Genomic DNA, 23,808 nt, shown 5'->3' with positions numbered 1-23,808 from the left:
GTCCGATCAGGGCGGGCGGCACACGCCTGGCAGCCCACGGCGGCGGTCACCCCGCACCCGTACCCACGTCCAGCGTCCGCTGCTGGGTCCCGGCGGACTTCCCGCAGCGGATGGCGATGCCGTGCCGCTGGTTGAGCTGGTTGAGCTGGTCGAAGCACCGTTCCGTCACGTTGCGCTCTTCGCAGACCTGCTTGTCGCAGGCTGCGGTCCGGTCTGTTTCGCGGTCGGCCGAGGACGTCGCAGGCCAGATGGATGGTGCTGGTCAGGCCGCCGGTGAACCGGCCGAGAGCCCTTGGACCCCTCTGCGGGCTCCGGCGGCGTGGTCGAGACGGCGCGCTGTCTCATCGGGACACCCACCACGGCATTGCCGGGAAGCCGGCGCGACACCTTCGGATGGGGATGCGTGGGCGAGGTGCCGCAGCACGGGCCACAGGACGACTTCCCCGGCGAAAGCGTGGCTGAAGGTCAGCTGGATGATGTCCTTGAGCGTCCGCTGCCGCTCCGCCTCCGGTGCGCCACCGGACGTGTAGTGGTTCATCAGCCGGTCCAGCTCGATGTGGTCGCGCCGTCGCCGTGCCAGCACGCCGGCCTCGCCACCGAGCTGCCGGACCGTCTGTCCCGCGCTCGAAAGGGCCATGCCGGGTACTCCTGGTCACCTGGTGACGGTCGGACGCCGGCCGAGCAGGACGCCGAGAGCGAGCATGCCCGCGGAGACCGGTGACGGGCGCGTCATCCCAACGGTCCCACGGGCACACGGGCGACGGTCGGGACCTTCTGTACGGACCGGTGGCCGGCGGTGTCCGTACGGCCGCGTGCGGCGTGCACCCGGCACCCGCTGCGGGGTGTGAGCGCCGGTCAGCGGGTTACCCGCAGCGGAACGTCGCGGGTCCGGCCGTACGGAGGGAAACCCCTGGGGGAGACAGCGGGCAAATGGGTGGTGGTCACCGGGGCCACCGGAAACGTCGGAACGGGCGTGGTCCGGGCGCTGGGGCAGGACCCGGACATCGCATCGGTGGTCGGGATCGCCCGGCATGTGCCCGAGTGGTCACCGCCGAAGACCACATGGGCCGGTGCCGACCTCGCCGACGGGAACACCGACCTCACCGCATGCTTCCGAGGCGCGGACGCGGTGATCCACCTGGCCTGGCTGTTCCAGCCCACGCACACACCGCACACCACCTGGCGCACGAGCGTCCTGGGCAGCCTGCGGGTCTTCGACGCGGTGGCCGCCGCGGGCGTCCCGACGCTGGTCCACGCCTCTTCGGTGGGCGCCTACTCGCCCGGCCCCAAGGACCGGCCGGTGGACGAGGAATGGCCGACGCACGGCTGACCCGAGGCCGCCTACACCCGGGAGAAGGCGTACCTGGAACGCGTCCTGGACGCCTTCGAGCAGCGCCACCCGGCCACGCGCGTGGTCCGGATGCGGCCGGGCTTCATCTTCCAGCGGGAGTCGGCCGCCGAGCAGCGCCGGCTGTTCGCCGGCCCCTTCCTGCCCAACGCCCTGGTCAGGCCCGGATCCCTGCCCTTCGTCCCGGACGTGCCCGGCCTGCGCTTCCAGGCGCAACACACCAGCGACGCCACCGAGGCGTACCGGCTGGCGGTGGCGCGCGAGGTCCGCGGAGCGTTCAACTTCGCGGCCGGCCCGCCGATCGACGCGGCCGTCCTCGCGAAGATGTGGAACGCGCGGGTGTGCCGGGTGCCGATGCGGCCGTTGCGCTCACTGCTGGCCGCCGCCGGGTGCCTGCATGCCGTCCCCGCGTCACCCCAGCTGTTCGACGCGGTGCTGCGCCTGCCGCTGATGGACTGCGGCAAGGCCGAGCGCGAACTGGGCTGACGCCTGAAGGTCACGGCAGTGGACCCTGTCAGCGAATTCGTGCAGGGTCTGCGAGCGGCCGGCGGCGGGCCCACACCACCGCTCGCGAGGCGGGTGCAGCCTGCGGGCCGCGCGTGGGAACTGGCCACCGGCGTGGGAACCCGGCCCTGAAGCGACTCGACGCCGAACTCCCGCACCCTTTTGGTGCGTTCCGCTTGCCGCTCGTCGGAGTCGGCAAGCGGCAAGCGGCAAGCGGCAAGCGGCAAGCGATGACCGGGGAGAATCTAGTGTGATGCGCCGGAAATCACGGGCTGGAGTCCGTCCCTAGTTTCCGGTGGCGGGTGGGGTGATCTTGGTGAGGTAGTCGGCGAGAGAGTGAAGGAGCTCGTCGGCAGTTTTGGTCCAGGTGAAGGGTCGCGGGTTCTCGTTCCTCCAGGCCCTGCGCCTGGCCCGCGCCGGCGGCAACGTTCCCCTCGGCTGCTACGTCCTGACCACTATGGCCATGCAGGCACTCCTGCGCGGCTTCCCCTCCGAGGCCATCGACATGACACAGGGCGCCTACGAACGCGCCAAAAGCCTCGCCACCCCGCGGGTCCTGGCGTTCACCAAGCTCATCGAAGCTCGCGCCCACGCCCGGGACAACGCCCCACGCGCAGTGTGCCGGGCCCTGGCCGCGTCGGAAAGCCTCCTGCGACAGGCCGATGCCCGGCGGGGGGACGACCCGTCGTACATCGACTTCTACCACCACGGCCGGCTGTCCGCCGATGCCGCCGAGATCTTCAGAGACCTGCAGAACCCGAAAGCCTCACTCGCCTGGAACCGTCAGGCCGCCGCGATGCCACCGGGAGTCTTCACCCGCTCCATCGGAATGCGCCTGGCGATCGTCGCCACCACGCATCTACAGGCCCGCGACCTCGACCGCGTCCTCGAACTGGGTCACCAGTCCCTGGACATCCTTGCCCACGTCCAGTCCAGCCGCGCCAAGGACTACGTCCGCCAGCTCACCACCGCCCTCGCACCCTGGCTCCATGAGCCCGCCGTCCGCGACTTCATCCACCGCTCAAGCCCCGCCCTCAGCGACACGGCCTGACCCTCGACAACGGACATGCTCAGTGAGGCGCACCCCTTCACCTTCCTCTACCGCCGATGGCACCGTAGCCACCGCTTCATCGGACTGCACGGACACAACAACCTCCCCTTGAAAATTGGGTGGCGCACACCCCCGCCCCGAGGCAGGGTCTCTGACGTGGGCTTACGCCAGGCTGTGTTTCGCAGCGGGTGCGAGGTACCCGGAACACGAACCGCAAAGGCGCAGGACACTTTCGCGCGAGTCGGCACTTCGCTGCTCGCCCTGGCGCTCCGGTGGCCGACTCACTCCCCGCTACCTGGGAACCGAGGTGACAGAGGGCAAAGCACTGTCGATCATGGATATAAAATTTGGACTTCTCAGCCAAAGTTCGCATGATTCAGCCTATTTAGATGCTTTTGTTCATTCTCTGGATTGCGCCGGTGCGTCGCACTTCCCTACGTTGAGGGGTGTCAGGCGGAGAATCCCTCCACCTGAGAACCGAAGGAAGTGCACCATGCGCGCCACGGACACTGCACGGACCTTCCTGGTCGCGGCGATCGCCGTGGCCGGCCTCGCCCTCACTCCCGCCCTCGCCTCCGCCCAGCCCGGTACGGGCGACGCACAGACCCGCACCGCTGCGGGGGCCCCCGGCGCCAACGGCTCCAATGGGGTCGGAACCCTCGGGGGCATCGGCGGCCTGGGCGGCACCGGTGGCGCCGCGGGTGCCAACGGCAACGGAGGCACCGGAGGTGCCGGAGGCAACGCCACCGGTATCGCAACCGTCGGCGGGGCCGGCGGCACGGGCGGCGCCGGCGGGGCCAACGGCAATGGCGGCAACGGCGGCTATGGCGGTGAGGCCAAGCTCGGCGGCACCGGTGGCAAGGGCGGCGTGGGCGGTGTCGGCGATGCCGGCGCCGGTATCGCCGGCGGCAAGGGTGGCAACGGCGGTGCCGCCGTCGTCGACGGCGGCCACACGGGCGGCAAGGGCGGTGCCGGGGGCGCGGCCAGCCCGGTGTGCCCCGGTAAGCCCGGAGGCAACGGCACCGACGCCACGGCGTTCGCGGACGGCACCACCGGCTCCACCGGCGCTGCTGGCAAGACCACACTGCCCTGCTGAACACCTGGCGGTGAGCGATTCGCCGCAGGAGGACAGAAGCACCGGCCCGGAGCAACGTACCCGGTGACTACTGCGCACTGACGGGTAGCCAGCGGAGTGCGGGCCCCGGCAAGCGCCCGGCTGAGATCTCTCAGCCGGGCGCTTTCGTCGTATGCGATCTGCACGCACACTGGCCCGTGCGGCCAGAGGCCCCGGTGCCGACTCGCAGCTCAGCGTTCGTGGGCCTCTCACGCCGGTGTCCTGATATCAGGGTCTCTGACGTGGGCTTACGCCAGGCTGTGTGTCGCAGCGGGTGCGAGGTACCCGGAATACGAACCGCAAAGGCGCAGGACACTTTCGCGCGAGTCGGCACTTGGCCGTGCAGTCCCTCCCGCGAGCCCTGATTCGATACCGCTTCACTGGCCGCGCTCGGCGCCGTCTGGCCACACGATGTCCAGCGGCAGGCCGGCCCGGCGTGCTTCTCCCACGGTGTCCGCAGTACCACCTCCTTTTCCCGAAGGCGGGGTGCCGTCCCAGACGGCGACCAGCCGGTCCGCCCGTTCCAAGAGCGCGCGGTTGGCGGCTGCGTACGCGTCGCGGTCCGCCGTGGTGTGCGGCATGACCACAACTTCCTCTGCGGCATCGAGCAGGCGGTCGAAGGCCGGCACGTGGTCGGGCTTGACCTTGGTCTGCCGGTAGTCCCGGCAGGGCAGGACGGCGCACAAGCTGCCGCCGGCTTCCAGTACCGCGTCGGCGAAGACCGTGTCGGCTCCCCGCGCAAGGCACGAGACGCCGACGAGGCCGGTGCCGGCGTAGGGGGTTAGCAGCTCGCGCAGTGCCCGGCGCAGGCGGTCAGCGGTGGCCGGGGTGATGTCCATGTGGCCGGTGACCGCGAGGGTCGTCATACAGCAGGCCCTTTCAGCTCGGCAGCAGTTCGCGGATCCTACTGCGGATCTCGCGCACCGGCCGGGACGTGTCGCGCCCCACGGTGTAGGGGTACAGGCGGCGCAGCCGGGCGCACACCCGGTGCGAGCGGGTGTGCGAAGCGGCGTCCAGCGCCCGGTAAGTTTGGTGCACCGCTTGGGTGAGGTCGCCGACGAGGAAGTGCACCTCGGCGAGACCGGCGGCCTCGTGGTTGCTGAGTTCCGCCGCGCGTGGCCGGGGATGAACCGGTGCAGGACACCTTTCCGAAGTTGCCGCCGCCGGCCACCCCGTGCGTCCGGGAATGACCCGATCCAACAGTCCGACGTAGCTATGAGCTATGCGGCACCACGCACGGCCGGGGACGAACCGGCGTGGATGCCGATCGGGCGACTGATGGAGGAGCCCAACACTGTACGGCCGGGGATGAACCGATTGTTTTCCGAGTCCTGGCCACCTGTTCAGAAGCGACCGTCTGCCGCGTCGTCGAGGTGCTCCAGGACGCGGTACATCCGATGCGGGCGCAAACGAGAACTGGGTGCCCAGTGAGTCGCGACACGGTCCATTCCATGCGGTGGCGAGCAGCCCTCGAGAACTTCCGAGGAGGGCGGACATGGCAGCTCGCCTCCAGGTCCGCCACCGCCCCGGCGACCGAGGCGGCCGTGCCGTCGGCGCAAACGTGCGCACCGGCCGTCAGGCCGTGGCACCACACATCACGGCTCGCCCGCCACTGAAGCCCCTCGCCCGTGATCCCCAGCCCCGTCAGCCGCCCCATCGCCCTCCAGATCGCCGTGCCCCGGCGGTAGTTCTCACCGTGATCGCGCGGCACATCTGCTGGCGCAGGCAGGAGCCGAGCCCGACGCGCTGGCGGCGCAGGTGGAGCAGTCGCTGCCTGCCGGCGGCGGGGGGAGGAGCCGCGGCTGACCGGACATCGACCTCTCAGTGGTGCTTGAGTTCCTGAAAGCACAACGAGCTGGGACTTGCCATCGACAGCTGACCGGAAAGCAAGAAGCAAACCTTCTGCATACTTGAACTCGCCATGTGAGGCGAGGGACGCTAGCTGATCTTGTCGACGATGGCTTCGAGGCGGCGTTCTCCGTCGCGGGTATGTGCGCCGGCGTCCAGTGCGGCCCTGGTGAGGCGGCCTGTGACGGGTTCGGCGAAGAGGCGTCCGAAAAGCTTGTTCGCCTTTTGCAGGCCATGAGTGGTGGATTCCGCAGCGGCGTCGACCGCTTCGACCGCGGCGCGAGCAACGCCGTGCGGCAGAGCGGCTATGCGGGCGGCGAGGGCATCGACGACGTGGTCGAGTTCGGCGCTCGGCACGGCCCGGTTGACCCACCCGATCCGTTCCTGTTGCTTCCATCGGATCGCGACGGGTCACGTCGCTCCCTCTCCTGCCCACAGGACCTGCTCTCGGTCGACACGGAGCGTAATCACCTTGGGCCTGACACTCCATCAGGAAAGTCAGCATTGAGTCAGCATTGAGTCGGCATCAATACGACCAGAAATGGTCAGAGGTGATCGAACCTGCTCACCTATCCCGGCCCGCCACACCCTCTGTGACCTGCGCATTTGCAGGCCACAGAGGGTATGACCGACATCACCCCTGCCTGGGTCGGGCGATCCCCCGCGTCGCCCGACTCAGGCAGTTCGCCCGGAGTCCTGCCGCGTCGGGGCGGACATCCGGAGACCTGCTGAGTATATTGGCTCTCAGCCAGTCAACGCAGGAGTTAACAGCATGTCCCCCCGCAGCCCCTCGGTCAATGAAGAGTTGCGGCGGCGTTCCCGGGAGCGCTTGTTGCAGGCGACCGTCGAGCTGGTGGACGAGCGCGGGTACGAGGCGACGACGCTCGGGGACATCGCCTCCCGTGCCGGGTCGGCGCGTGGGCTGATCTCGTACTACTTCCCCGGGAAGCGGCAGTTGTTGCAGTCGGCCGTGCACCGGCTGATGCACCACTCCTTGCAGGCGGCGCTGGAGCGGGAGCCCGTACCGGCGGGTGTGGACGCGGGCCGGGAGCGGCTGGCGCGGGCGATCGACGCGATTCTGGGGCTGGCGCAGGAACGTCCGCTGCTGATGCGTACGCATATGGCCGGGATCCTGACGGCGGAAGGTTTCATCCAGTGCCCCGAGCAGCAGCGGCTGGCGTTCCTGCTGCGTGACACGGTGGAGCGGTACGGCACCGAGGACGCCGACACGGATTACCGGCTGTTGCGGGCGTTGCTGATGGGGTCGGTGGTGGCGGTGCTGTTGCCGGGGGCGCCGATGCCGGCCGCGCGGCTGCGGGCCGAATTGTTTCAGCGGTACGGGCTGGACTGGGATCTGGGCACCCCGCCCAGCGAGGGGCCGGAGCCACCGCTGGAGGGTCCGCCGCCGTTGCAGGATCCGCCACCGTTGGAGGATCCGGCACCACTGGAGGGTCCGCCGCCCTTGGAGACTTCGGCACCGTTGGAAGGTCCGCCGTTGCAGGGTCCCCCGCCCTTGCTGGGGCGGGAAGGTGCTGTGGCGGAGGGGTAGGGCCATGAGGCGGGGGGGAAGCGGAAATCGCCCGGGCGGGTGAAGGCTGATTCCCGCGTGAGGTTCACTCTCGCCGGCCTGTCGTCGCCGTTTCCGGGCAACCCGGGCAGCACACCTCCCGCGCACCCCACACCAGTGCGATTCTGGAAGTACTCCGCGGGAAGGGGCCTTCCGTGCTTCGTGTCGCAGTGATCGGTTCGGGACCCAGTGGCGTCTACACCGCTCAGGCGCTGGTCGGGCAAGAGGCCGTACCGGACGTCGAGGTCTATGTGCTCGACCGGCTGCCGTGTCCGTACGGGCTGGTCCGCTACGGGGTCGCGCCCGACCACGAGAAGATCAAGTCGTTGCAGCACAACCTCCGTACGGTGCTGGAGCATCCGCGCGTGCACTTTCTCGGCAACGTCGACGTGGGGGCCGGCGGTCTCGGCCCCCGGGAGCTGCGGCGCATGTTCCACGCGGTGGTGTACTGCGTGGGCGCCGCCACCGACCGCCACTTGGGCATCCCCGGTGAGGAGCTGCCCGGCAGCCATTCCGCCACCGACTTCGTCTCCTGGTACAGCGCGCACCCGGACGCGGCTGACGGCCGCTTCCCGCTGACCGCGCGGTCGGCGGTGGTGATCGGCGTCGGCAACGTCGCGGTGGACGTGGCGCGGATCCTCGCCCGCGGGGCCGACGAGCTGGCGCGTACGGACGTGCCGCAAGCGGCGCTCGGCGCGCTCGCGAAGAGCCGGGTGGAGGATGTGTGGATGGTGGGCCGGCGGGGGCCGTCGCAGGCGAAGTTCACCACCAAGGAACTGCGCGAGCTGGGTGCGCTGCCGGGCGCCGACGTGGTCGTACAGCCGGAGGAGCTGGCGCTGGATCCCGCGTACAGCGATCCCTCGGGGCTGCCCGCGGTGAACCGGCGCAATGTGGAGGTACTGCGCGGCTGGGCCGAGGACAAGGGAAGGGGAATGGGAGAGGGGGAAGGGGAGGGGGAGAGTGGGGGGCCGGGAGGGCGGCGCCGGATTCGGGTGCGGTTTTTCCTGCGGCCGGTCGAGGTGGTCGGTGACGAGGAGTCGGGGGTGCGGGGGGTGCGGTTCGAGCGGACGGTTCCGGACGAGCTGGGCGGGGTCACGGGGACCGGGCAGTACGAGGAGATCGCGGCGCAGCTGGTGCTGCGCTCGGTCGGGTACAAGGGGACGCCGCAGGCGGGCCTGCCGTTCGACGCGGCAACCGGGACGGTGCCGCATGTGGAGGGGCGGGTGCTGCGGGAGGGGGTGCCCTGTCCCGGCGAGTACGTGGCGGGGTGGATCAAGCGGGGGCCGACCGGGGTGATCGGCACGAACCGCCCGTGCGCTAAGCAGACCGCGGCCGCGCTGCTGGCAGACGCGGACGTGTTGGCGCGCGAGCCGTTGCCGGACGATCCGGCGACCGCGCTGCGGCGGGCCGGGCAGACGCCGGTTCCCTGGCGGGGCTGGCTGGGCATCGAGGCGGCGGAGGCGGCGCTCGGCCGGGGGCTGGGACGGGCGACCGTGAAGATCGCGGAGTGGCCGGGGCTGCTGGCGGCAGCCGGGGGCGGGGACGGAGTCGCGGAGGGAGGCGGGGGCCGCTGAGCCGCCGGGTGCCGTTACTCGCCGAGGCGTTCGTCCTGGAGTTCCGCCGCTTCCAGGACCCGTTCGATCAGGCCGGGGAACAGTTCGTCCAGGTCGGCGCGGCGCAGCACGTTCATCTTGGCGGTGCCGCGGTAGATCTGGCTGATGACGCCGTGCTCGCGCAGTACGCGGTAGTGGTGCGTACAGGTGGACTTGCTGACGGGCAGCTCGATGACCGTACAGGAGAGTTCGCCCTGGGCGGCTGCCAGGCGGCGTACGATCCGAAGCCGCATCGGGTCGGCGAGGGCGTGCAGGACGTCTTCGAGGCGGATCGCCGAACGGTCCGGGTGGTCCAGGACGCGGGCACCGGGCCGGTCGGCTGATGTCGTCGTGGTGGTCGTCATGGCGCGGCTCCTGGAGTCGGCTTCGGGCGGTCGGTTCCAGCCGGGGATCATTATTGTACGAGGGACATCGTAATTTGACATCCTCGCAGACGGGGCGGGCGAGCGGCCGGGCCGCAGGGACCGCCCCGGCCGGAGCCGGCGGGCGAGGCGTCCCCGGTCGCCTCGTGGCTGACATGTACTCAGCCCGGCGGGGCACCCGTGGCGAAAGAGTGAACCGGCCGGGACCGGCGGGCCGCGGGAGCCGCGCCGGGGGCCAGTGAGGTACCTGTGAGGTACGCGTGGCGCGAGTGACGTATGCATGTGGCACGCGTGACGCAGGAGCGATGTACGCGTGGAGTGACGACTGACCACGATTACCGGACCGCGGCCCGGTCGCCCGGTTCGTGTCGGAGGCGCGATGAAGAACAGGACCGGCCGGTGACCGGCGCATGGTGGCCCCTTCCGCGCCGGGAGGGGGATGCGCCGGGGCCGAAACGGCGTCTCTCCCCCAGCGAGCGGCGGGGGCCTCTGCCGAAGAGGCCCCGGCGCCACGCGGCCCCGGCCCGCCGTCCGCCGGATTCCGGCCGCGCGGGCGGCATCGGGGCGGGCGGCGACGGGGCGCGGGAGTGCGCGCCCGGCCTGCGGACACGCGCCGGCCGCGCCCTTCTGGGGCAGTGGCACCGCGTCGCCGGGCCGACATGGGCGGCGCTGTGCGGTCGCCGCCTGGCCGCCGTACCGCTGACGGCGGCTTCCGCGGTCCTCGTGATCACCTTCCACGCCCTCGTGCTGACGGACGCCGGTGAGCGGCTGGTCTGGTCGCTCGGCGGGGTACGGGCCGACGTCCCGGTCTGGCTGGTGCTGCTGCGGCTGCCGCTGTCGCTGTTCGCGCCGGCGCCGGGGCTTCCGTGGTGGGGCGCGCTCGCCCAGGTCATCGTGATCTTCGGGGTGGCCGAGTGCGTCCTCGGGACGCTGCGCACGGCGACCGTGTCCCTGCTCGTCACGGCGGCGGCGACGTTCTTCGCGCGCTTCCTGCTCACCCTCGGAGCGGACCACCCGCTGGCGGTCTCCCCGGCCGAGGCGGCGCTGGCCGACACCGGACCGTCCGCGGCCGTGGTGGGACTGCTGATCTGCACCGGGTGGGCCTGCCGGGCTTCCGTGGTGGTCGTGGGTACGGTGCTGACCTTCTCGCTGGAATGCGTGCTGACCTCCACGCTCTCCAGCCGGGCCCATCTGGGCGGCATCGCGGCCGCGCTGCTGTGCGCGGTGGTGGCCTGCCGGGCCCCGGTCCGCGCCGCTCCCCTGTCCCCCGCGCCCGCCGTCACCGGCCGGGACGCGACGGGCTGAGCTGGACAAGTCAGGGGCCCCACGACAGGCCCGTACGGACCGGGGCGGCCCAGAAGGATAGACTCGAACATGTGAGCGAACTGCCGCCTGACCTGCCGCGCCTCCGCACCCTGGAGACGTGGCTGCGCCTGCAGCTCGCCGCCGTACGGGCCCGTATCCAGCACCTCGAACAGCAGGAGCGCGACGGTCCCGCACCGGTCCGGCCACCGCGGCCCGACTGGCTGCTGGAGACCGAACGGCTCGGGGGCCGCAAGGGGCGCCCCGTCCGCGTCCATGCCGGCGGGTGCGGCCAGGCCCGCGGCCGGGCCATCAGCCGCGAGCAGGCGGTGGACGCCCTGAGCCGGGGCGTGGAGGCGTGTTACGGCTGCCGCCCGGACACCGAGCTGGGGCTTCTCGGCTGAGCGGCGGAGCCGCTGGACGGCATCTGCGGCGCGCCGTTCCGTCCCTCCGTCCGCCCCGCGTCCGTACGTCCGTACGTCGGTTACGTCACCGAGTGGGACGGGCCCGCAGGGTGGCGACCAGCGGTACGGCCGGCTGGATGAGTATGCCGATCTGGTGGGGCACTTGCGCCGGCGTGACGTCCAGGTGGAAGCGCTGCGCCAGGGTGGCCAGCAGCAGCACTGTCTCCACCTGCGCGAACCGCGCGCCGATACAGCCGCGCGGGCCGCCGCCGAACGGGAACCAGGCGTGGTCGGGGACGACGTCCGGGGCATCGGCGTCCCAGCGTTCGGGGCGGAACGCCGTCGGGTCGGGGAACCAGCGCGGGTCCCGGTGGGTCGTCCACTGGCTGCACCACACCGTCGTACCGGCCGGGACCGCGCGGCCGCCCAGGACGGCACCCTCCCGGGCCACGGCGGGGATCACCCAGGCCGGCGGGTAGATCCGCAGGGCCTCCTTGACGATCTGCCGGGTCCAGGTGAGCTGTTCGTAGTCGTCGACGGTGGGCGGCCGGCCGGCCAGGACACGGTCGAGTTCGCCGTCCAGCCGCGCCCGAGCTTCAGGAGACCGTGACAGCAGGTACCAGATCCACGTCAGCGCGGTGGAAGTCGTCTCGTGGCCGGCCGTCCAGAGGGTCACCGCCTCGTCGCGGACCTCTTTGGCGGACAGTGGACGCCCGTCCTCGTCGGCGGCCCGGAGGAGCCGGGCCAGCAGGTCGTCGCCCTCGCCGTCACCCATCCCGCTGCGCCGGGCGCTGATCAGCCGGTGCACCTCGGCGTCGATGACGGCCACGGCGCGGAGCAGGCGCCGCCTGGAGGGCGTACGCACCCAGTCCGGCAGGAAGAGGCCGATGCCGCGCAGCTCGGCGGCCATCACATGCTCGGCCACCGCCATCGCCGCGCCGAGCGCCCGGGTCCGGTCGCCGAGGTCGTTGCCGAACAGCGTACGGAGCACGACACGCTGGGTGAGCAGCACCATCTCCCGGCGTACGTCGACGCGCTCACCCTCGCGCCAGCGGTCGGCGGCCGCGAGGGCGCTGTCGACCATGGTCCGGGTGTAGCGGCGCACCTGGCGCGGGCGGACGGCCGGCTGGACCAGGCCGCGCTTGCGGCGCCAGTCGGCACCCGTACTGCGGACGACGCTGCGGCCGGTGATCTGCTGGAAGGCCCAGCCGACCTCCAGGAGGTCGTAGGCGTACTCCCGGGACGCGAGGAACTCGGCGATGTGCTGCGGGTGGGAGAGGAACAGGCTGCGCCGCGGGCCGAGGGACCATGTCACCGCGTCCCCGTACTCGTCCCGCAGCCGGGCCATGAAGGCGAGGGGGTCCTTGCCGAAGGCGGGCAGGTTTCCGAGCCACGGCAGGCCGCGCGGACCGGGGACGGGACGCAGGGGGACGGTCGGCACAGGTACGGCTCCTCCGGACGTGGTGGCGGACGGCGGGCTCTGACTGCGTCCGTGCGGCCGGGGCGGCAGCTTCCCGTCCCTTCATGTGTGTAGGCCGGCTTGCACGGCATCAATCTCACCCGTTCGATGACATGCGCGCACAGTAGTCGAACGACTACCCTTTGCGCATGAATCGAGGGGGTTGCCAGGTCTGCCGGTCCGTGGCACGGACCGGTGTCCTGGTGCTGATCGCCGTGCTGATCGCCCTGTGCGGTTCCGCGCCCGCGGCCCTCGAACCGGGTGCCGGGCCTTCCGAGGCCGCCGCCATGTCGGCCGAGCCGGTGACCGACGACAGCCTCCCCCAGACCGCCGCACCCCGGGCGCCCAGGACCGGGCGTACCGGCCGCTCCCCCACGGCGCAGGCCCTCACACCGTCGCTGCCGTGCCGTGCCGGGCGCCACCGGCTCTTCTCCCACTGGACCGATCTGCGGCCGGGCGTACCCGACGCCGCAGGTGACCGCGCGCGCCACACCGTCCTGCGCTGCTGACCGGGACCGCGCTCCCGCCCCCGCGGGGCGCTTCCGCACCACGCAGCAGCGATCAGCAGGAGAGGTGCGTCATGTCCATCGATCCCCAACGCGCGCTGGAAGGCTATCTGCGCGCCCTGAGCTATGCCCCGTACGAGGCCGGGCCGACGACGGGGTCCGGCCCCGAGCGAGGGCCCGAACCGAAGCCTGGGACCGGCTTCGACCCCGGTCCCGGCCCGCAACGCGAGCCCGGCCCGGAGTGCAGGTCCGGCCCGGAACACGGGTCCGCCCACCATGCCCCCGCCCCTCATCAGGCCTCCGCCTCCGTCCCCGCCCCCGAGCCCGTCTCCGCCGTCGCGAGCGGGCCCGGGCTCCTGTGGCGGTTGCGGTCGCTGGCCCTGCGCCGCGGGCCGGCGACCGCCGAGGAGACGCGCCGGGCCTGAGCCGGGACGCGGCCCGGTCCGCCCCTCGCAGCGCACTGCAGGACTGGCCCCGCGCCAGGCTCCCCTCGCGCCGGGGCCCCGGCGCGAGGGCCCTGGTGCACCCTTCCGGGTGGCGGCGGACCGCCCCGCGCCGTGGGCGCTGCCGATCCGGCCGCCGCTGGTGTCAGGCTGTCGGTGCCGCTCGGCGGCCGCGCGCCGGGAGGCGGTCTGTGCGTGCCTCGCGGTACGTGTCGGCGTGCCCGTGCCGTCTCCGGCGGGCCGGGCGGAGGTTCATGGTCATCGGGGTTCGGCAGGGCACGCGTACGGAGGCCGCAGCGGCGCCCCGCAACACGGTGGGCCGCGCGGTGCGCCGCTGGCTGACCACCACCGACCACAAGGTGATCGGGAACCTCTATCTCGTCACCGCCTTCGGGTTCTTCCTGCTGGCGGGCGTGCTGGCGATGGTGATGCGTGCCGAACTGGCCCGGCCCGGCCTGCAGATCGTCAGCAACGAGCAGTACAACCAGCTCTTCACCATCCACGGCACGGTCATGATGCTGCTGTTCGCGACGCCGATGTTCGCCGGCTTCGCGAACGCGGTGATGCCGCTACAGATCGGCGCCCCCGACGTGGCCTTCCCGCGGCTGAATGCCCTGACGTACTGGCTGTTCCTCTTCGGTGGCCTGACGGTGGTCTCCGGGTTCCTCACCCCGCAGGGCGCCGCGTCGTTCGGCTGGTTCGCCTACGCGCCGCTCAACGGTGCCGTACGCACCCCGGGCGCGGGCGGTGACCTGTGGACCATGGGGCTGGTGGTGTCGGGGCTCAGCACCACGCTGGGCGCGGTGAACTTCATCGCCACCATCATGTGCCTGCGCGCCCCGGGCATGACCATGTTCCGGATGCCGATCTTCACCTGGAACGTGCTGTTCACCTCGATCCTGGCGCTGCTGGCGTTCCCCGTGCTGACCGCCGCGCTGCTCGCCCTGGAGGCGGACCGCAAGTTCGGGGCGCATGTCTACGACCCCGCCTACGGCGGAGCGGTGCTGTGGCAGCACCTGTTCTGGTTCTTCGGGCATCCGGAGGTGTACATCGTCGCGCTGCCGTTCTTCGGGGTGATCACGGAGATCGTCCCGGTGTTCAGCCGTAAGCCGGTGTTCGGGTACATCGGCATGGTGGGCGCGACGATCGCCATCACCATGCTCTCGGCGACCGTGTGGGCGCACCACATGTTCGCCACGGGGGCGGTGCTGCTGCCGTTCTTCTCCCTGATGTCCTTTCTGATCGCGGCGCCGACGGGGGTGAAGTTCTTCAACTGGATCGGCACCATGTGGCGGGGCAGCGTGTCGTTCGAGACACCGATGCTGTGGGCGGGCGGATTCCTGGTCACCTTTCTGCTCGGCGGGCTGAGCGGGGTGCTGATCGCGTCGCCACCGCTGGACTTCCACGTCACCGACTCGTACTTCATCGTCGCGCACCTGCATTACGTGCTGTTCGGGACGGTGGTCTTCGCGATGTTCGGCGGCTTCTACTTCTGGTGGCCGAAGCTGACGGGCCGGATGCTCGACGAGCGGCTGGGGAAAATTCACTTCTGGACGCTGTTCACCGGTTTCCAGGTGACGTTCCTGGTGCAGCACTGGCTGGGATCGAGCGGAATGCCCCGGCGGTACGCCGATTATCTGGCCGCCGACGGATTCACCGTACTGAACACGGTGTCCTCGGTCGGCGCTTTCCTGCTGGGGCTCTCCACGCTGCCGTTCCTGTACAACGTGTGGCGTACGGCACGCTGGGCGCCGAAGGTGGCCGTCGACGATCCGTGGGGGTACGGCAGGTCGCTGGAGTGGACGACGTCCTGCCCGCCGCCCCGGCACAACTTCCACGCGCTGCCCCGGGTGCGGTCCGACTCCCCCGCCTTCGACCTGCACCATCCCGAGGCGCTGCGGCTGCCCGCTCCACAGCGCGGCGGCGCCGAGCCGACGCCCGACCCGCACCGGGAGCGTCACCCGTGAAGGCCGAGGCGTTCCTCTTCGCCGGTGTGGCGGGGTTCTTCTTCGTGACCGGTCTCGGCTACGCGCTGTGGTCGCGGGAGCCGGCCGGTACGGCGGCGCTGGCCGTCTCCTGTCTGATGGCGCTCCTCGTGTGCGGCTTCTGCACGGTCAACCACCGCAAGCGCGGGGCGCGGCCGGAGGACCGCAAGGAGGCGGCGGTGCGCGAGCGGTCGGGCGGGCTCGGCTTCTTCCCGCCGCGCAGCGGCTGGCCGCCGCTGACCGCTCTGGCGGTGGCGCTGACCGCGCTGGGGGTCGTCTTCGGCCTGTGGCTGTTCGTGATCGGGGCCGGGCTGCTGGTGGCGGCGGTGGTCGGCATGGTGCTGGAGTTCGCCGGACGCCCGTGAAGCGTCAGGTACGGCCGCTGTCCCGACCGCCCGGTCCGTGCCCCGGCGCGGCTGTCCGCTCGGCGATGCGCGCCTGCTGCTCCGGGGTGGCGGGCAGTTCGACCCGGTCGCGGTGGTACCAGGTGCTCAGTGCCAGGCGTACGCGCTGCCGCCGGGCGAGGCGGGCCGGGTCGGCGGGTGGCGTGAGCGGTTCGGGGACGTCGCGTACGAGCAGCCGGTAGCGGCGGTCGGCGGACAGGCCGCGGCGTCCCTCGCCGAGTCCGCCGCACACGTCCTGTGTCACCTCGCCCGTCTCCTCCCCTTCCGCCAGCGCGTCGCGGTCCTCGCTCTGGAGAGCGAGGCAGAGCCGCTTGGTGAGCAGGAACGCGAGGACCGGGGCCAGCACGAGGGTGACGCGGAAGAACCAGGTCAGGGCGTTCACCGAGACGCGGAAGCCGAAGGCGGTCACGTCGTTGCCGCCGGCGGCGAGGAGCACGGCGTAGAAGACGATGCCGGCGACCCCGAGGCCCGTGCGGGTGGGCCGGTTCCGCGGCCGGTCGCACAGATGGTGCTCCTGGCCGTTCCGGGTCAGCCAGGCCTCGCAGAACGGACAGAGGTAGAGGGCGAGGAAGAACAGGCCGGGCAGGATCACCGCCGGGATCAGGACGCTCCACAGGACCGTGTGGCCCCAGAGGTCGCTCTCCCAGGGCGGCATGAGCCGCAGCGCGCCTTCCAGGAAGCCGACGTACCAGTCGGGCTGTGCGTCGGTGGCGACCTGGTCCGCCCGGTACGGCCCGTACTCCCACACGGGATTGATCTGGGCCAGTGCGCCGAGGAGTGTCAGGACGCCCGCGGTCATGAAGAACAGGCCGGCGGACTTCGCGGCGAAGTGCGGGTACGTCGGGCGGCCGACGACGTTGCGGTTGGTGCGGCCGCGCCGGCTCCACTGGGTGTGTTTGAGATGGACGACCAGGATCAGGTGCGCCGTGATCAGGGCGAGCAGGATGCCCGGGACGAGCAGGATGTGCAGCCCGTACAGACGGTTGATGAGATCCGTGCCCGGGAACGGGCCGCCCCACAGGAAGAAGCTCAGGTACGTGCCGACGAGCGGGACGGACATCACGATGGTGTGCGCGGTGCGCAGGCCGGTGCCGGACAGCGAGTCGTCGGGCAGCGAGTAGCCCGCGAACCCCTCCAGCAGCGCCAGTACGAACAGCGTCACGCCGATGATCCAGTTGACCTCCCTGGGCCTGCGGAAGGCGCCGGTGAAGAAGACGCGCAGCAGGTGGACGCCGATGGCGGCGATGAAGACCAGCGCGGACCAGTGGTGGATCTGCCGGATCAGCAGCCCGCCCCGGACGTCGAAGCTGATGCGCAGCGTGGAGGAGTACGCGTGCGACATGGGCAGTCCGGACAGCGGGGTGTGCCGGCCGTGGTAGACGGTCTGCGCGGTCACCGGGTCGAAGAACAGGGTCAGGTACGTGCCGGTGAGGACGAGGACGAGGAAGCCGTAGAGCGCGAGTTCGCCGAGCAGGAACGACCAGTGGTCGGGGAAGGCCTTGCGCAGCAGGGACCTGGCGCCTTCGGCCAGCGGCAGGCGGCGGTCGAGCGCCTCGAAACCGGTGTGTGCCAGGCGTCCGGTACGGGTACGGGGGCGCGCCGGCGCGGGGGCTTTCCGGCGGCGGAACACCATGGGCCGCGGCCCTCAGCCGTTGCCGAACGAGCCGCTCTTCCCCTCGTTCCACGGCGGCGGTTCGTCGGAGTTCCCGGGGCGCGTCCCGTACCGGCCCAGGTCGTCGACGCCGGACGACGGCTGCTCGTCGTGGCTCTCCCGGGACACGCCGTCGGCCGCCCGCGCCGAGGTGCCGTTCCTGGCCGCTTTCCTGCGGGTACGGGGGCGTGCGTGGGCGCGCGGCGGGCGGTCCTTGCGGGCGCGGCGCCGGTAGCCGTACACCACGGCTCCGATCAGCAGGAGTACGACGACGATGCCCGCGATGAGGGGGCCGATGCCGATGACCAGGTGGGAGGCGGCCGTCGGCGCTTCGACCGGCAGGGGCGCGGCCGTCAGGGGAGCATCGAGAGACATGGGGGCTGATTACCCGTTGGCCCCGGTTTGCCACCAAAGGCGCCGCCGAACGAGTGGAGAGGGCGGCGGCCCGTCCGTGTGCCGAGGGGGCGGGGTACGGACGGGCCGCCCGTACCCCGCCATCTGTGCCTGACTACTCCCCCGCATGTGCCGCGCGGATGGCGGCGAGGTCGATCTTGTGCATGCGGAGCATCGCCTCGGTGGCCCGCTTCGCCTTCTGCGGGTCGGAGTCGCTGACCAGCTCCAGGAGTTCCGCGGGGAAGACCTGCCAGGACACGCCGTACTTGTCCTTCAGCCAGCCGCAGGGGCCCTCTTCGCCACCGTCGGCGAGCTGTGACCAGTAGTAGTCCACCTCTTCCTGGTCCGCGCAGCGGACCTGGAACGACACGGCTTCGCTGAACGTGAACTCCGGGCCGCCGTTGAGTCCCATGAACTTCTGGCCGTTGAGGACGAATTCGACCGCCATCACCTCGCCGGGCGTGCCCGGTCCCGCCTCGTTGTAGCGGACGACGTCACCGAGCTGGGAGTTCTTGAAGATGGACAGGTAGTGGTGGGCCGCTTCCTCGGCCTGTCCGTCGAACCACAGGCATGTCGTGAAACCGTCGATGGTCATCGGGTGCCTCCCGTCGTGTGGGCTCGTGTATACCCGTACGGCCGGGACCACGCCATAACCGCACCCGTGTTCGATGCCGACTTCACAGGGTTCTACGGCCGTGCGCCCACGCCTCGTACACCATCGTGCCTACGGTCCGGCTGCGCCGCAGCTCCCCCGTCCGCCCGGTGGGACCTGCGGTCCGGCGGGCGGGCGGAGCGGCACTCTCAGTCGGTGGAGAGGGCTTCGAGAAGGTCGCCGGCCTTCGAGTCGGGCAGCGCGCGGGCGACGTCGGCCAGCGCGACCATGCCGACGAGGCGGTGGCCGTCGATCACCGGCAGGCGCCGGACCTTGTGCTGGGTCATGGTCGCGAGGATCTCCTCGGCGCCGTCGTCGGCGCCGATCGTCACCGCCTCGCCCTGGGCCAGTTCACCGGCCTTGGTCTGCGCGGGGTCCTTGCCCTGGCCCAGCACCTTGACGACGATGTCCCGGTCCGTCAGGACGCCCTTGAGCCGGTCGTCCGTACCGCAGATCGGGACCGCGCCGACGCCGAGGTCGGTGAGCTTGCGGGCCGCGTCGAGGACGCTCTCCTCGGCGCCGACACACTCGGCTCCGGGGGTCATGATGTCGCGTGCAGCAGGCATGGTTCCGCCTTTCTTCGTGAGATGTGCCGGTGCGTGAACGCGGCCGGAAAACCGCTCGTGGGGCGGGATGGAAGCGCTGTTCCGGCCGCCAGCACACGCGTTCCCCTCTGTTCGGATCGCTAACGTCGAATTCCGGGGATTGCGCCGGATGCCGTCCCGCGCCGGTTCAGGCCACGGCGCGGACGCCGTCGGGCACGGCCGGGGAGACCTCGGCGCGGCCCCGGGCGAGGGGCCGGCCGGGCAGCCGGGAGACGTGCATCTGGGACAGGCCGGTCTCGGCCGTGTCCTTGAGGGTGGGCTCGCCGCTGCCGCCGTCCGGGGTGAACGCCGCGTCCAGCGACAGGGAGCGGTAGGTCTCCAGGGCGTCCAGCCCGAGCAGGACGTCGTCCTCGCCGAGCCAGGTGTGCGCGGCGAGCTGCGCGACGGTCGGTGAGCGGCCGTCGAGGGTGGTGCTCAGCTCCCGTACGGCCGTACGGACCTTGTTGAGCGCCTCCTGGGCGCGGCGCGGTACGTGCACGTCCCAGGCGCAGTCGCGGAAGTGCTTCTTGAGCTCGCCGGTGGTGGGGACGGCGAAGGTCTCGAAGGCGTCGGCGCGCCGGGGGCCGAAGCGGTCGACGTCCTTGACCAGGCCGAGGGCGGCGACCTGCCGCAGGCGTCGAGGTTCTCACCGCGGTCGCGCAGGCGGAGGGCCAGGCGGTGGGCCATCGGGAGCCAGGCGGGGATCAGGCGGCGGCGCAGGTCGGTGCGGCGCGCCCCGGCGGGGAGTTCGGACAGCAGGTGGAAGTCCGCCGCGGTGTCCGGAACGGGTGTGGCGGTGTGTGCGGCGTGCGGGTGCGGTGGTGGCCGTGGCGGGCCCTCCAGACGCTGTGGTGCGTTCGTACGGTTCACGAGGGCACACGACGGAAGCGGCCGGCCGTCGCCCCTCGCGGATGCCTGCGCTTTCGCAACGCTTCTGGCGGTCTCCTGTCCGCCCGGTGGTGTTCCACATCTTGCGGCGCACGGTTTCCGGGGCCTTCGCCGTTCCGGCGGCCGCGGCGCTGCGGATGTGCGCGCGGCGGACCGTTGCTCTACTGGGAGGGCCGGCCGCCGCGGACCGCACGGCCGCCGCCGAGCGGGAGGAACGGACCGTGGCCGACGTGTCGCCGGGGAGCGGGGCGGGGCGTCCCGAGCGGGTCGGCGCGCTGGTCGTCGGGTCCGGTTTCGGCGGTTCGGTGGCGGCGTACCGGCTGGCGGAGGCGGGCCTGTCCGTCGTCGTCCTGGAGCGCGGCCGGGCGTACCCGCCGGGAAGTTTTCCCCGGACGCCGACGGAGCTGGGGCGCGCCCTGTGGGACCCGAGCGAGGGGCTGTACGGCCTGTTCGACGTCTGGCGGTTCCGGGGCTGCGACTCCCTCGTCTCCAGCGGGCTGGGCGGCGGTTCGCTCATCTACGCCAACGTGCTGCTCCGCAAGGAGCCGCACTGGTTCGTGCGGCGGGAGGAGTTGCCCGGCGGCGGCCACGAGTCCTGGCCGCTGACACGGGCGGACCTCGACCCGCACTACGACGCCGTCGAGTCGGTGCTGCGCCCGGTCCCGTACCCGGTGGACGCCGAGCCGTACGCCCGTACGCCGAAGACACGGGCGCTGCGGGAGGCGGCCGGGCGGGCGGGGCTGCCGTGGTCACCGGCGCCGCTCGCGGTCAGCTTCGCCCCTCGTCCGGGCGCGCCGCCGGGTCCCGGCCTGCCGCTCGCGGACGAGCCGTACGGCAACCTCCACGGCGTGCCGCGCGGTACCTGCGCGCTCACCGGGGAGTGCGACCTGGGCTGCAACAACGGCGCGAAGAACACCCTGGACCACACGTACCTGTCCGCCGCGCGCCACCACGGCGCCGACCTGCGGACCGGGCACCAGGCCGTCACGGTGGAGCCGCTGGACAGCGGTTACCGCGTCGGTTACGTCGTGCATGACGCAGACGGCGGGGGCGGCGCGGGGCAGCCGGCGCGCACCGCCGACCTGCCGCGGCGGTACATCGACTGCGACCGCCTGGTGCTGGCGGCGGGCACGTACGGCACCGTCCACCTGCTGCTGGCCAACCGGGCGCGGCTGCCCGGTCTGGGCCCGGCACTGGGCACCCGGTTCTGCGGCAACGGTGACCTGCTGACCTTCCTGTACGGCCGGCGGGGTACGCCGGTGCCGCGCCCGGACCGGGGGCCGGTGATCACCGGTGTGGTGGGCGAGGCGGACGGAGGCCCGGGGCGCGGGCACATCGTCCAGGACGGCGGCTATCCCGGCTTCCTGAACTGGCTCGCGGAGGGCGTGCGGCTCGCCGGGGGCGCCGGACGGCTGGCCGCGTTCGCCGCCGGCCTGGCGCGGGACCACGTCCTCGGTTCCCCGGACAGCAACCTCTCCGGCGAGATCGCCGCCCTGCTCGGTCCGGGCAAGGGCTTCCCCGGGGTGCTGCCGCTGCTGGGCGTGGGCCGGGACGTGCCCGACGGGGTGATGGGGCTGCGGGACGGCCGGCTGGACGTCCGGTGGACCACTGCCACGAGCCGGGCGTACTACGAAGGCGTCCGCACCACGATGCGGCAGCTCGCCGACGCGATGGGGACGGGGTACCTGGACAATCCGGTCTGGTGGTGGCGGCGGGTCGTCACCGTGCATCCGGTGGGCGGCGCACCCATGGGTGACCGCCCGGAGGAGGCCGTCTGCGACCCGTACGGCGAGGTGTTCGGGCATCCGCGCCTGTACGTGGCGGACGCGGCCGCGCTGCCCGGGCCGGTCGGGGTGAACCCGTCGCTGACGATCGCGGCACTGGCGGACCGGATGAGCACCCGGCTGCTGGAGAACCGGCCGCCCGGGCGGGCGCACCGCCCGGCTCCGGCGCCCGCCACGGCCCTGACGTTCGCCGAGGTCATGCGCGGCGCGCTGACCGACGGGCCGGGGCTCGTCCTGCACCTGACCGTCACCGTCGACGACGTGGACGCCTTCATCGACTCGCCGGACCACCGGGCCGCCGTACGCGGCGCGGTCGACTGCGATCCGCTGGGCGGCCGGCTGGCCGTACGGGAGGGCTGGTTCAACCTGTTCGTACCCAGCGGGCTGCCGGGGCGCCGGCGGATGCTCTACCACCTCCACCTGGACGGGCCGCAGGACCGCCCGCTGACCCTCACCGGCCGCAAGGAGGTGGGTGACGATCCTGGGCCCGACCTGTGGGCGGACACCACCACCCTGACGGTCGAGGTCCACCAGGGCCGGTACGCGCCGGATGAGGAGCCGGCGGAGGCGCCGCTCTGTTCCGGGGTGGTGCGGGTGGGCCGCCTGGGTTTCGTCCGGCAGCTGGCCTCCATGCGTGCGACGGGCGCCGCTCCGCTCGCCGCGCTCGCCCGGTTCGGGGAGTTCTTCGCCGGGGAGCTGTGGAAGGTGTACGGGCCGGGGCGGTAGGGCCGCCTTCGGGAAGCTCAGCGCGCGTGCGTGTCCAGGAAGGCGGTCAGGTGCGGGAAGACGTCGCGTGCGCAGTCCTTGCCCATGAAGACGTCCTGGTGACCGTAGCCCGGGAAGACCTGCAGCCGGGACACGCCGGGTGCGCGGGCTGCGAGCTCACGCTGGCAGGCGGGGTTGGAGCCGGCCATGACGTGGTTGCGGTCGCCGGTGGTCAGCAGGAGCGGGGTGGTCAGGCCGGCCGCCGCCTCCAGGTAGTCGTCGGGCAGTTCGCGGTACGCCGGGTCACCGGGCCGGTACTTGACGGCCCGGCCGGCCCGTACGATCGCCCGGATGTGCCGGTAGTAGTTCAGGCCGGTGGCTCCGAACAGGTCCGCCACGCGCTCGTGGGTGACCGGTGACATCAGGTCGTGGTCGTACAGGGCGGGCCGCCCCGAGCCCCACATCGCGCTCACCATGTGGCAGGAGCGCACCCGGCATTCGGGGTGGAAGAGCGACACCAGGCGGGCGATCATGCGGCCGCGGGTGAACGGGGCGTCCTGTGGCCAGGCGGGGTTGAGGTAAGGCAGGCCGAGCACGTACTCGGTCAGGCCGGGGACGACGTAGAGCTTGCAGCGGGACCACCGGGGCGGCCGCAGAACGAGGGCGGAGCTGTTGATGACCGCGCAGGTCACGCCGGTGACGAGGCCCGCGGCCAGGCTCATGGCGAAGGTGACCCCGCCCAGGCAGTGCGCGATCACGTGCAGCCGGGCCGCCGGGCCGATGTGCGCCCGGATCTCGGCGAACGCGGCGGGGAAGTCGTGCAGGGCGACGTCGTCGAGGGTGAAGCGGTGCGCGGCCAGGTCGTACGGGAAGCGGTTGCTCATCCGGTGGTCGAGGGCCCAGACGTCGGGGTAGCCGTGGTCGAGCAGGTAGGTGGTGAGGTCCTCGTGCTCGGGCATGACGAACATGTCGCTCGACGTGGTCAGGCCGTGGACGAGCAGCACCGCGTCGGCCGGTGCGGGACCGGCGGCCGGCGGGCGGCGGTAGCGGGTCAGGGTCAGGCCCAGTCCGTCGCCGGCCGCGAACGGGTGCACGGTGACCTCGGCGTCACGAACGCCTTCGCTGGTGAACAGGGGGATGCGGCGCTGCATACGGCACTGGCCCTCCTCAGCCCCCGCCACCCCGAGAAATTGCCCGAACAATCCCCATAGACCAAAATATGCCATTGGGGCGACCTCCGC

Annotated in this window: 24 protein-coding genes and 1 pseudogene; 12 read left to right on the top strand and 13 right to left on the bottom strand. The window is 71.9% G+C overall.

Annotation, left to right across the window (positions count from 1 at the left end; translation table 11 throughout):
- Nucleotides 1-46: 46 nt before the first annotated feature.
- Entirely contained in the window at nt 47-169 is a 123-nt protein-coding gene (locus tag ACZ4Z1_RS08790) for a hypothetical protein (protein WP_468485858.1), read from the bottom strand.
- Between the two features lie 93 nt (nt 170-262).
- Entirely contained in the window at nt 263-637 is a 375-nt protein-coding gene (locus tag ACZ4Z1_RS08785; protein ID WP_468485857.1) for a hypothetical protein, read from the bottom strand.
- A gap of 273 nt (nt 638-910) precedes the next feature.
- Between ACZ4Z1_RS08785 and ACZ4Z1_RS08780 the strand changes: the two are divergent.
- The 3 genes and pseudogenes from ACZ4Z1_RS08780 (at nt 911) to ACZ4Z1_RS08770 (ending at nt 3,999) form a co-directional block, all read left to right on the top strand.
- Nucleotides 911-1,984 (top strand): annotated as a pseudogene (locus ACZ4Z1_RS08780) (NAD-dependent epimerase/dehydratase family protein).
- Between the two features lie 235 nt (nt 1,985-2,219).
- The gene (locus tag ACZ4Z1_RS08775; protein WP_468485856.1) at nt 2,220-2,903 is read left to right on the top strand and encodes a hypothetical protein; all 684 of its coding nucleotides are present in this window, start codon (nt 2,220-2,222) and stop codon (nt 2,901-2,903) included.
- A 493-nt stretch (nt 2,904-3,396) separates the two neighbouring features.
- A complete protein-coding gene (locus ACZ4Z1_RS08770) occupies nt 3,397-3,999 on the top strand; it encodes a hypothetical protein (protein ID WP_468485855.1) in 603 nt (200 codons plus the stop codon).
- A 395-nt stretch (nt 4,000-4,394) separates the two neighbouring features.
- Here the strand turns inward: ACZ4Z1_RS08770 and ACZ4Z1_RS08765 are convergent, their stop codons facing one another.
- From ACZ4Z1_RS08765 to ACZ4Z1_RS08755, 3 genes are all read right to left on the bottom strand, one after another.
- Nucleotides 4,395-4,883: a hypothetical protein gene (locus ACZ4Z1_RS08765; RefSeq protein WP_468485854.1), complete on the bottom strand. Its 489-nt coding sequence runs from the start codon at nt 4,881-4,883 to the stop codon at nt 4,395-4,397.
- Nucleotides 4,884-4,896: 13 nt separating this feature from the next.
- Complete coding sequence (locus ACZ4Z1_RS08760) at nt 4,897-5,088, bottom strand: hypothetical protein (protein ID WP_468485853.1); 192 nt, start codon at nt 5,086-5,088, stop codon at nt 4,897-4,899.
- Nucleotides 5,089-5,955: 867 nt separating this feature from the next.
- Nucleotides 5,956-6,222, bottom strand: a complete 267-nt coding sequence (locus tag ACZ4Z1_RS08755; RefSeq protein WP_468485852.1) for a hypothetical protein — start codon at nt 6,220-6,222, stop codon at nt 5,956-5,958.
- A gap of 415 nt (nt 6,223-6,637) precedes the next feature.
- Here ACZ4Z1_RS08755 and ACZ4Z1_RS08750 point away from each other — a divergent pair, with 415 nt between their 5' ends.
- On the top strand, nt 6,638-7,414 hold the full coding sequence (locus tag ACZ4Z1_RS08750) for a TetR/AcrR family transcriptional regulator (RefSeq protein WP_468485851.1): 777 nt from the start codon (nt 6,638-6,640) through the stop codon (nt 7,412-7,414).
- Between the two features lie 173 nt (nt 7,415-7,587).
- Nucleotides 7,588-9,006, top strand: a complete 1,419-nt coding sequence (locus tag ACZ4Z1_RS08745; protein ID WP_468485850.1) for an FAD-dependent oxidoreductase — start codon at nt 7,588-7,590, stop codon at nt 9,004-9,006.
- A 14-nt stretch (nt 9,007-9,020) separates the two neighbouring features.
- Here ACZ4Z1_RS08745 and ACZ4Z1_RS08740 read toward each other — a convergent pair whose 3' ends face one another.
- A complete protein-coding gene (locus tag ACZ4Z1_RS08740; RefSeq protein WP_468485849.1) occupies nt 9,021-9,389 on the bottom strand; it encodes an ArsR/SmtB family transcription factor in 369 nt (122 codons plus the stop codon).
- 417 nt (nt 9,390-9,806) lie between these two features.
- On the opposite strand from ACZ4Z1_RS08740, the gene ACZ4Z1_RS08735 reads away from it, so the two are divergent.
- The gene (locus ACZ4Z1_RS08735; protein ID WP_468485848.1) at nt 9,807-10,712 is read left to right on the top strand and encodes a hypothetical protein; all 906 of its coding nucleotides are present in this window, start codon (nt 9,807-9,809) and stop codon (nt 10,710-10,712) included.
- 71 nt (nt 10,713-10,783) lie between these two features.
- Nucleotides 10,784-11,113: a DUF6233 domain-containing protein gene (locus tag ACZ4Z1_RS08730; RefSeq protein WP_468485847.1), complete on the top strand. Its 330-nt coding sequence runs from the start codon at nt 10,784-10,786 to the stop codon at nt 11,111-11,113.
- A gap of 85 nt (nt 11,114-11,198) precedes the next feature.
- Here the strand turns inward: ACZ4Z1_RS08730 and ACZ4Z1_RS08725 are convergent, their stop codons facing one another.
- Nucleotides 11,199-12,554: a cytochrome P450 gene (locus ACZ4Z1_RS08725; RefSeq protein WP_468485846.1), complete on the bottom strand. Its 1,356-nt coding sequence runs from the start codon at nt 12,552-12,554 to the stop codon at nt 11,199-11,201.
- 167 nt (nt 12,555-12,721) lie between these two features.
- On the opposite strand from ACZ4Z1_RS08725, the gene ACZ4Z1_RS08720 reads away from it, so the two are divergent.
- From ACZ4Z1_RS08720 to ctaF, 4 genes are all read left to right on the top strand, one after another.
- Nucleotides 12,722-13,081: a hypothetical protein gene (locus ACZ4Z1_RS08720; protein WP_468485845.1), complete on the top strand. Its 360-nt coding sequence runs from the start codon at nt 12,722-12,724 to the stop codon at nt 13,079-13,081.
- 71 nt (nt 13,082-13,152) lie between these two features.
- The gene (locus ACZ4Z1_RS08715; protein WP_468485844.1) at nt 13,153-13,503 is read left to right on the top strand and encodes a hypothetical protein; all 351 of its coding nucleotides are present in this window, start codon (nt 13,153-13,155) and stop codon (nt 13,501-13,503) included.
- A gap of 272 nt (nt 13,504-13,775) precedes the next feature.
- The gene (gene ctaD, locus ACZ4Z1_RS08710) at nt 13,776-15,488 is read left to right on the top strand and encodes an aa3-type cytochrome oxidase subunit I (protein ID WP_468485843.1); all 1,713 of its coding nucleotides are present in this window, start codon (nt 13,776-13,778) and stop codon (nt 15,486-15,488) included.
- Nucleotides 15,485-15,871: an aa3-type cytochrome oxidase subunit IV gene (gene ctaF, locus ACZ4Z1_RS08705; protein WP_468485842.1), complete on the top strand. Its 387-nt coding sequence runs from the start codon at nt 15,485-15,487 to the stop codon at nt 15,869-15,871. The genes ctaD and ctaF overlap by 4 nt, the downstream gene beginning before the upstream one ends.
- Nucleotides 15,872-15,875: 4 nt before the next feature.
- Here ctaF and qcrB read toward each other — a convergent pair whose 3' ends face one another.
- The 5 genes from qcrB to ACZ4Z1_RS08680 all read right to left on the bottom strand — a co-directional run bounded on the left by qcrB (nt 15,876) and on the right by ACZ4Z1_RS08680 (nt 19,689).
- Nucleotides 15,876-17,543 carry a cytochrome bc1 complex cytochrome b subunit gene (gene qcrB, locus ACZ4Z1_RS08700; RefSeq protein WP_468485841.1) on the bottom strand — a complete coding sequence of 556 codons (1,668 nt, stop codon included), beginning with the start codon at nt 17,541-17,543 and terminating at the stop codon, nt 15,876-15,878.
- A 12-nt stretch (nt 17,544-17,555) separates the two neighbouring features.
- Nucleotides 17,556-17,936, bottom strand: a complete 381-nt coding sequence (locus ACZ4Z1_RS08695; RefSeq protein WP_468485840.1) for a DUF6479 family protein — start codon at nt 17,934-17,936, stop codon at nt 17,556-17,558.
- A 133-nt stretch (nt 17,937-18,069) separates the two neighbouring features.
- Nucleotides 18,070-18,549 (bottom strand): VOC family protein, encoded by a 480-nt coding sequence (locus ACZ4Z1_RS08690; RefSeq protein WP_468485839.1) that lies wholly within the window; start codon nt 18,547-18,549, stop codon nt 18,070-18,072.
- Between the two features lie 206 nt (nt 18,550-18,755).
- Entirely contained in the window at nt 18,756-19,172 is a 417-nt protein-coding gene (locus tag ACZ4Z1_RS08685) for a CBS domain-containing protein (RefSeq protein ID WP_468485838.1), read from the bottom strand.
- Between the two features lie 166 nt (nt 19,173-19,338).
- On the bottom strand, nt 19,339-19,689 hold the full coding sequence (locus tag ACZ4Z1_RS08680) for a sigma-70 domain-containing protein (protein WP_468485837.1): 351 nt from the start codon (nt 19,687-19,689) through the stop codon (nt 19,339-19,341).
- A 457-nt stretch (nt 19,690-20,146) separates the two neighbouring features.
- Between ACZ4Z1_RS08680 and ACZ4Z1_RS08675 the strand changes: the two genes are divergently transcribed.
- Nucleotides 20,147-22,588, top strand: a complete 2,442-nt coding sequence (locus ACZ4Z1_RS08675; RefSeq protein WP_468485836.1) for a GMC oxidoreductase — start codon at nt 20,147-20,149, stop codon at nt 22,586-22,588.
- Nucleotides 22,589-22,605: 17 nt separating this feature from the next.
- Here the strand turns inward: ACZ4Z1_RS08675 and ACZ4Z1_RS08670 are convergent, their stop codons facing one another.
- The gene (locus ACZ4Z1_RS08670) at nt 22,606-23,718 is read right to left on the bottom strand and encodes an alpha/beta hydrolase (protein ID WP_468485835.1); all 1,113 of its coding nucleotides are present in this window, start codon (nt 23,716-23,718) and stop codon (nt 22,606-22,608) included.
- Nucleotides 23,719-23,808 lie beyond the last annotated feature (90 nt).

It is taken from the genome of Streptomyces sp. NPDC030165 (assembly GCF_055573595.1).
This window is presented reverse-complemented; position numbering and strand designations above follow the sequence as displayed.

Coding starts and splice junctions, on each gene's coding strand:
- ACZ4Z1_RS08785 (WP_468485857.1), bottom strand. CDS start 637: ATGGCCCTTTCGAGCGCGGGACAGACGGTCCGGCAGCTCGGTGGCGAG.
- ACZ4Z1_RS08770 (WP_468485855.1), top strand. CDS start 3,397: ATGCGCGCCACGGACACTGCACGGACCTTCCTGGTCGCGGCGATCGCC.
- ACZ4Z1_RS08765 (WP_468485854.1), bottom strand. CDS start 4,883: ATGACGACCCTCGCGGTCACCGGCCACATGGACATCACCCCGGCCACC.
- ACZ4Z1_RS08750 (WP_468485851.1), top strand. CDS start 6,638: ATGTCCCCCCGCAGCCCCTCGGTCAATGAAGAGTTGCGGCGGCGTTCC.
- ACZ4Z1_RS08740 (WP_468485849.1), bottom strand. CDS start 9,389: ATGACGACCACCACGACGACATCAGCCGACCGGCCCGGTGCCCGCGTC.
- ACZ4Z1_RS08720 (WP_468485845.1), top strand. CDS start 12,722: ATGAATCGAGGGGGTTGCCAGGTCTGCCGGTCCGTGGCACGGACCGGT.
- ACZ4Z1_RS08715 (WP_468485844.1), top strand. CDS start 13,153: ATGTCCATCGATCCCCAACGCGCGCTGGAAGGCTATCTGCGCGCCCTG.
- ctaD (WP_468485843.1), top strand. CDS start 13,776: ATGGTCATCGGGGTTCGGCAGGGCACGCGTACGGAGGCCGCAGCGGCG.
- qcrB (WP_468485841.1), bottom strand. CDS start 17,543: ATGGTGTTCCGCCGCCGGAAAGCCCCCGCGCCGGCGCGCCCCCGTACC.
- ACZ4Z1_RS08695 (WP_468485840.1), bottom strand. CDS start 17,936: ATGTCTCTCGATGCTCCCCTGACGGCCGCGCCCCTGCCGGTCGAAGCG.
- ACZ4Z1_RS08690 (WP_468485839.1), bottom strand. CDS start 18,549: ATGACCATCGACGGTTTCACGACATGCCTGTGGTTCGACGGACAGGCC.
- ACZ4Z1_RS08685 (WP_468485838.1), bottom strand. CDS start 19,172: ATGCCTGCTGCACGCGACATCATGACCCCCGGAGCCGAGTGTGTCGGC.
- ACZ4Z1_RS08670 (WP_468485835.1), bottom strand. CDS start 23,718: ATGCAGCGCCGCATCCCCCTGTTCACCAGCGAAGGCGTTCGTGACGCC.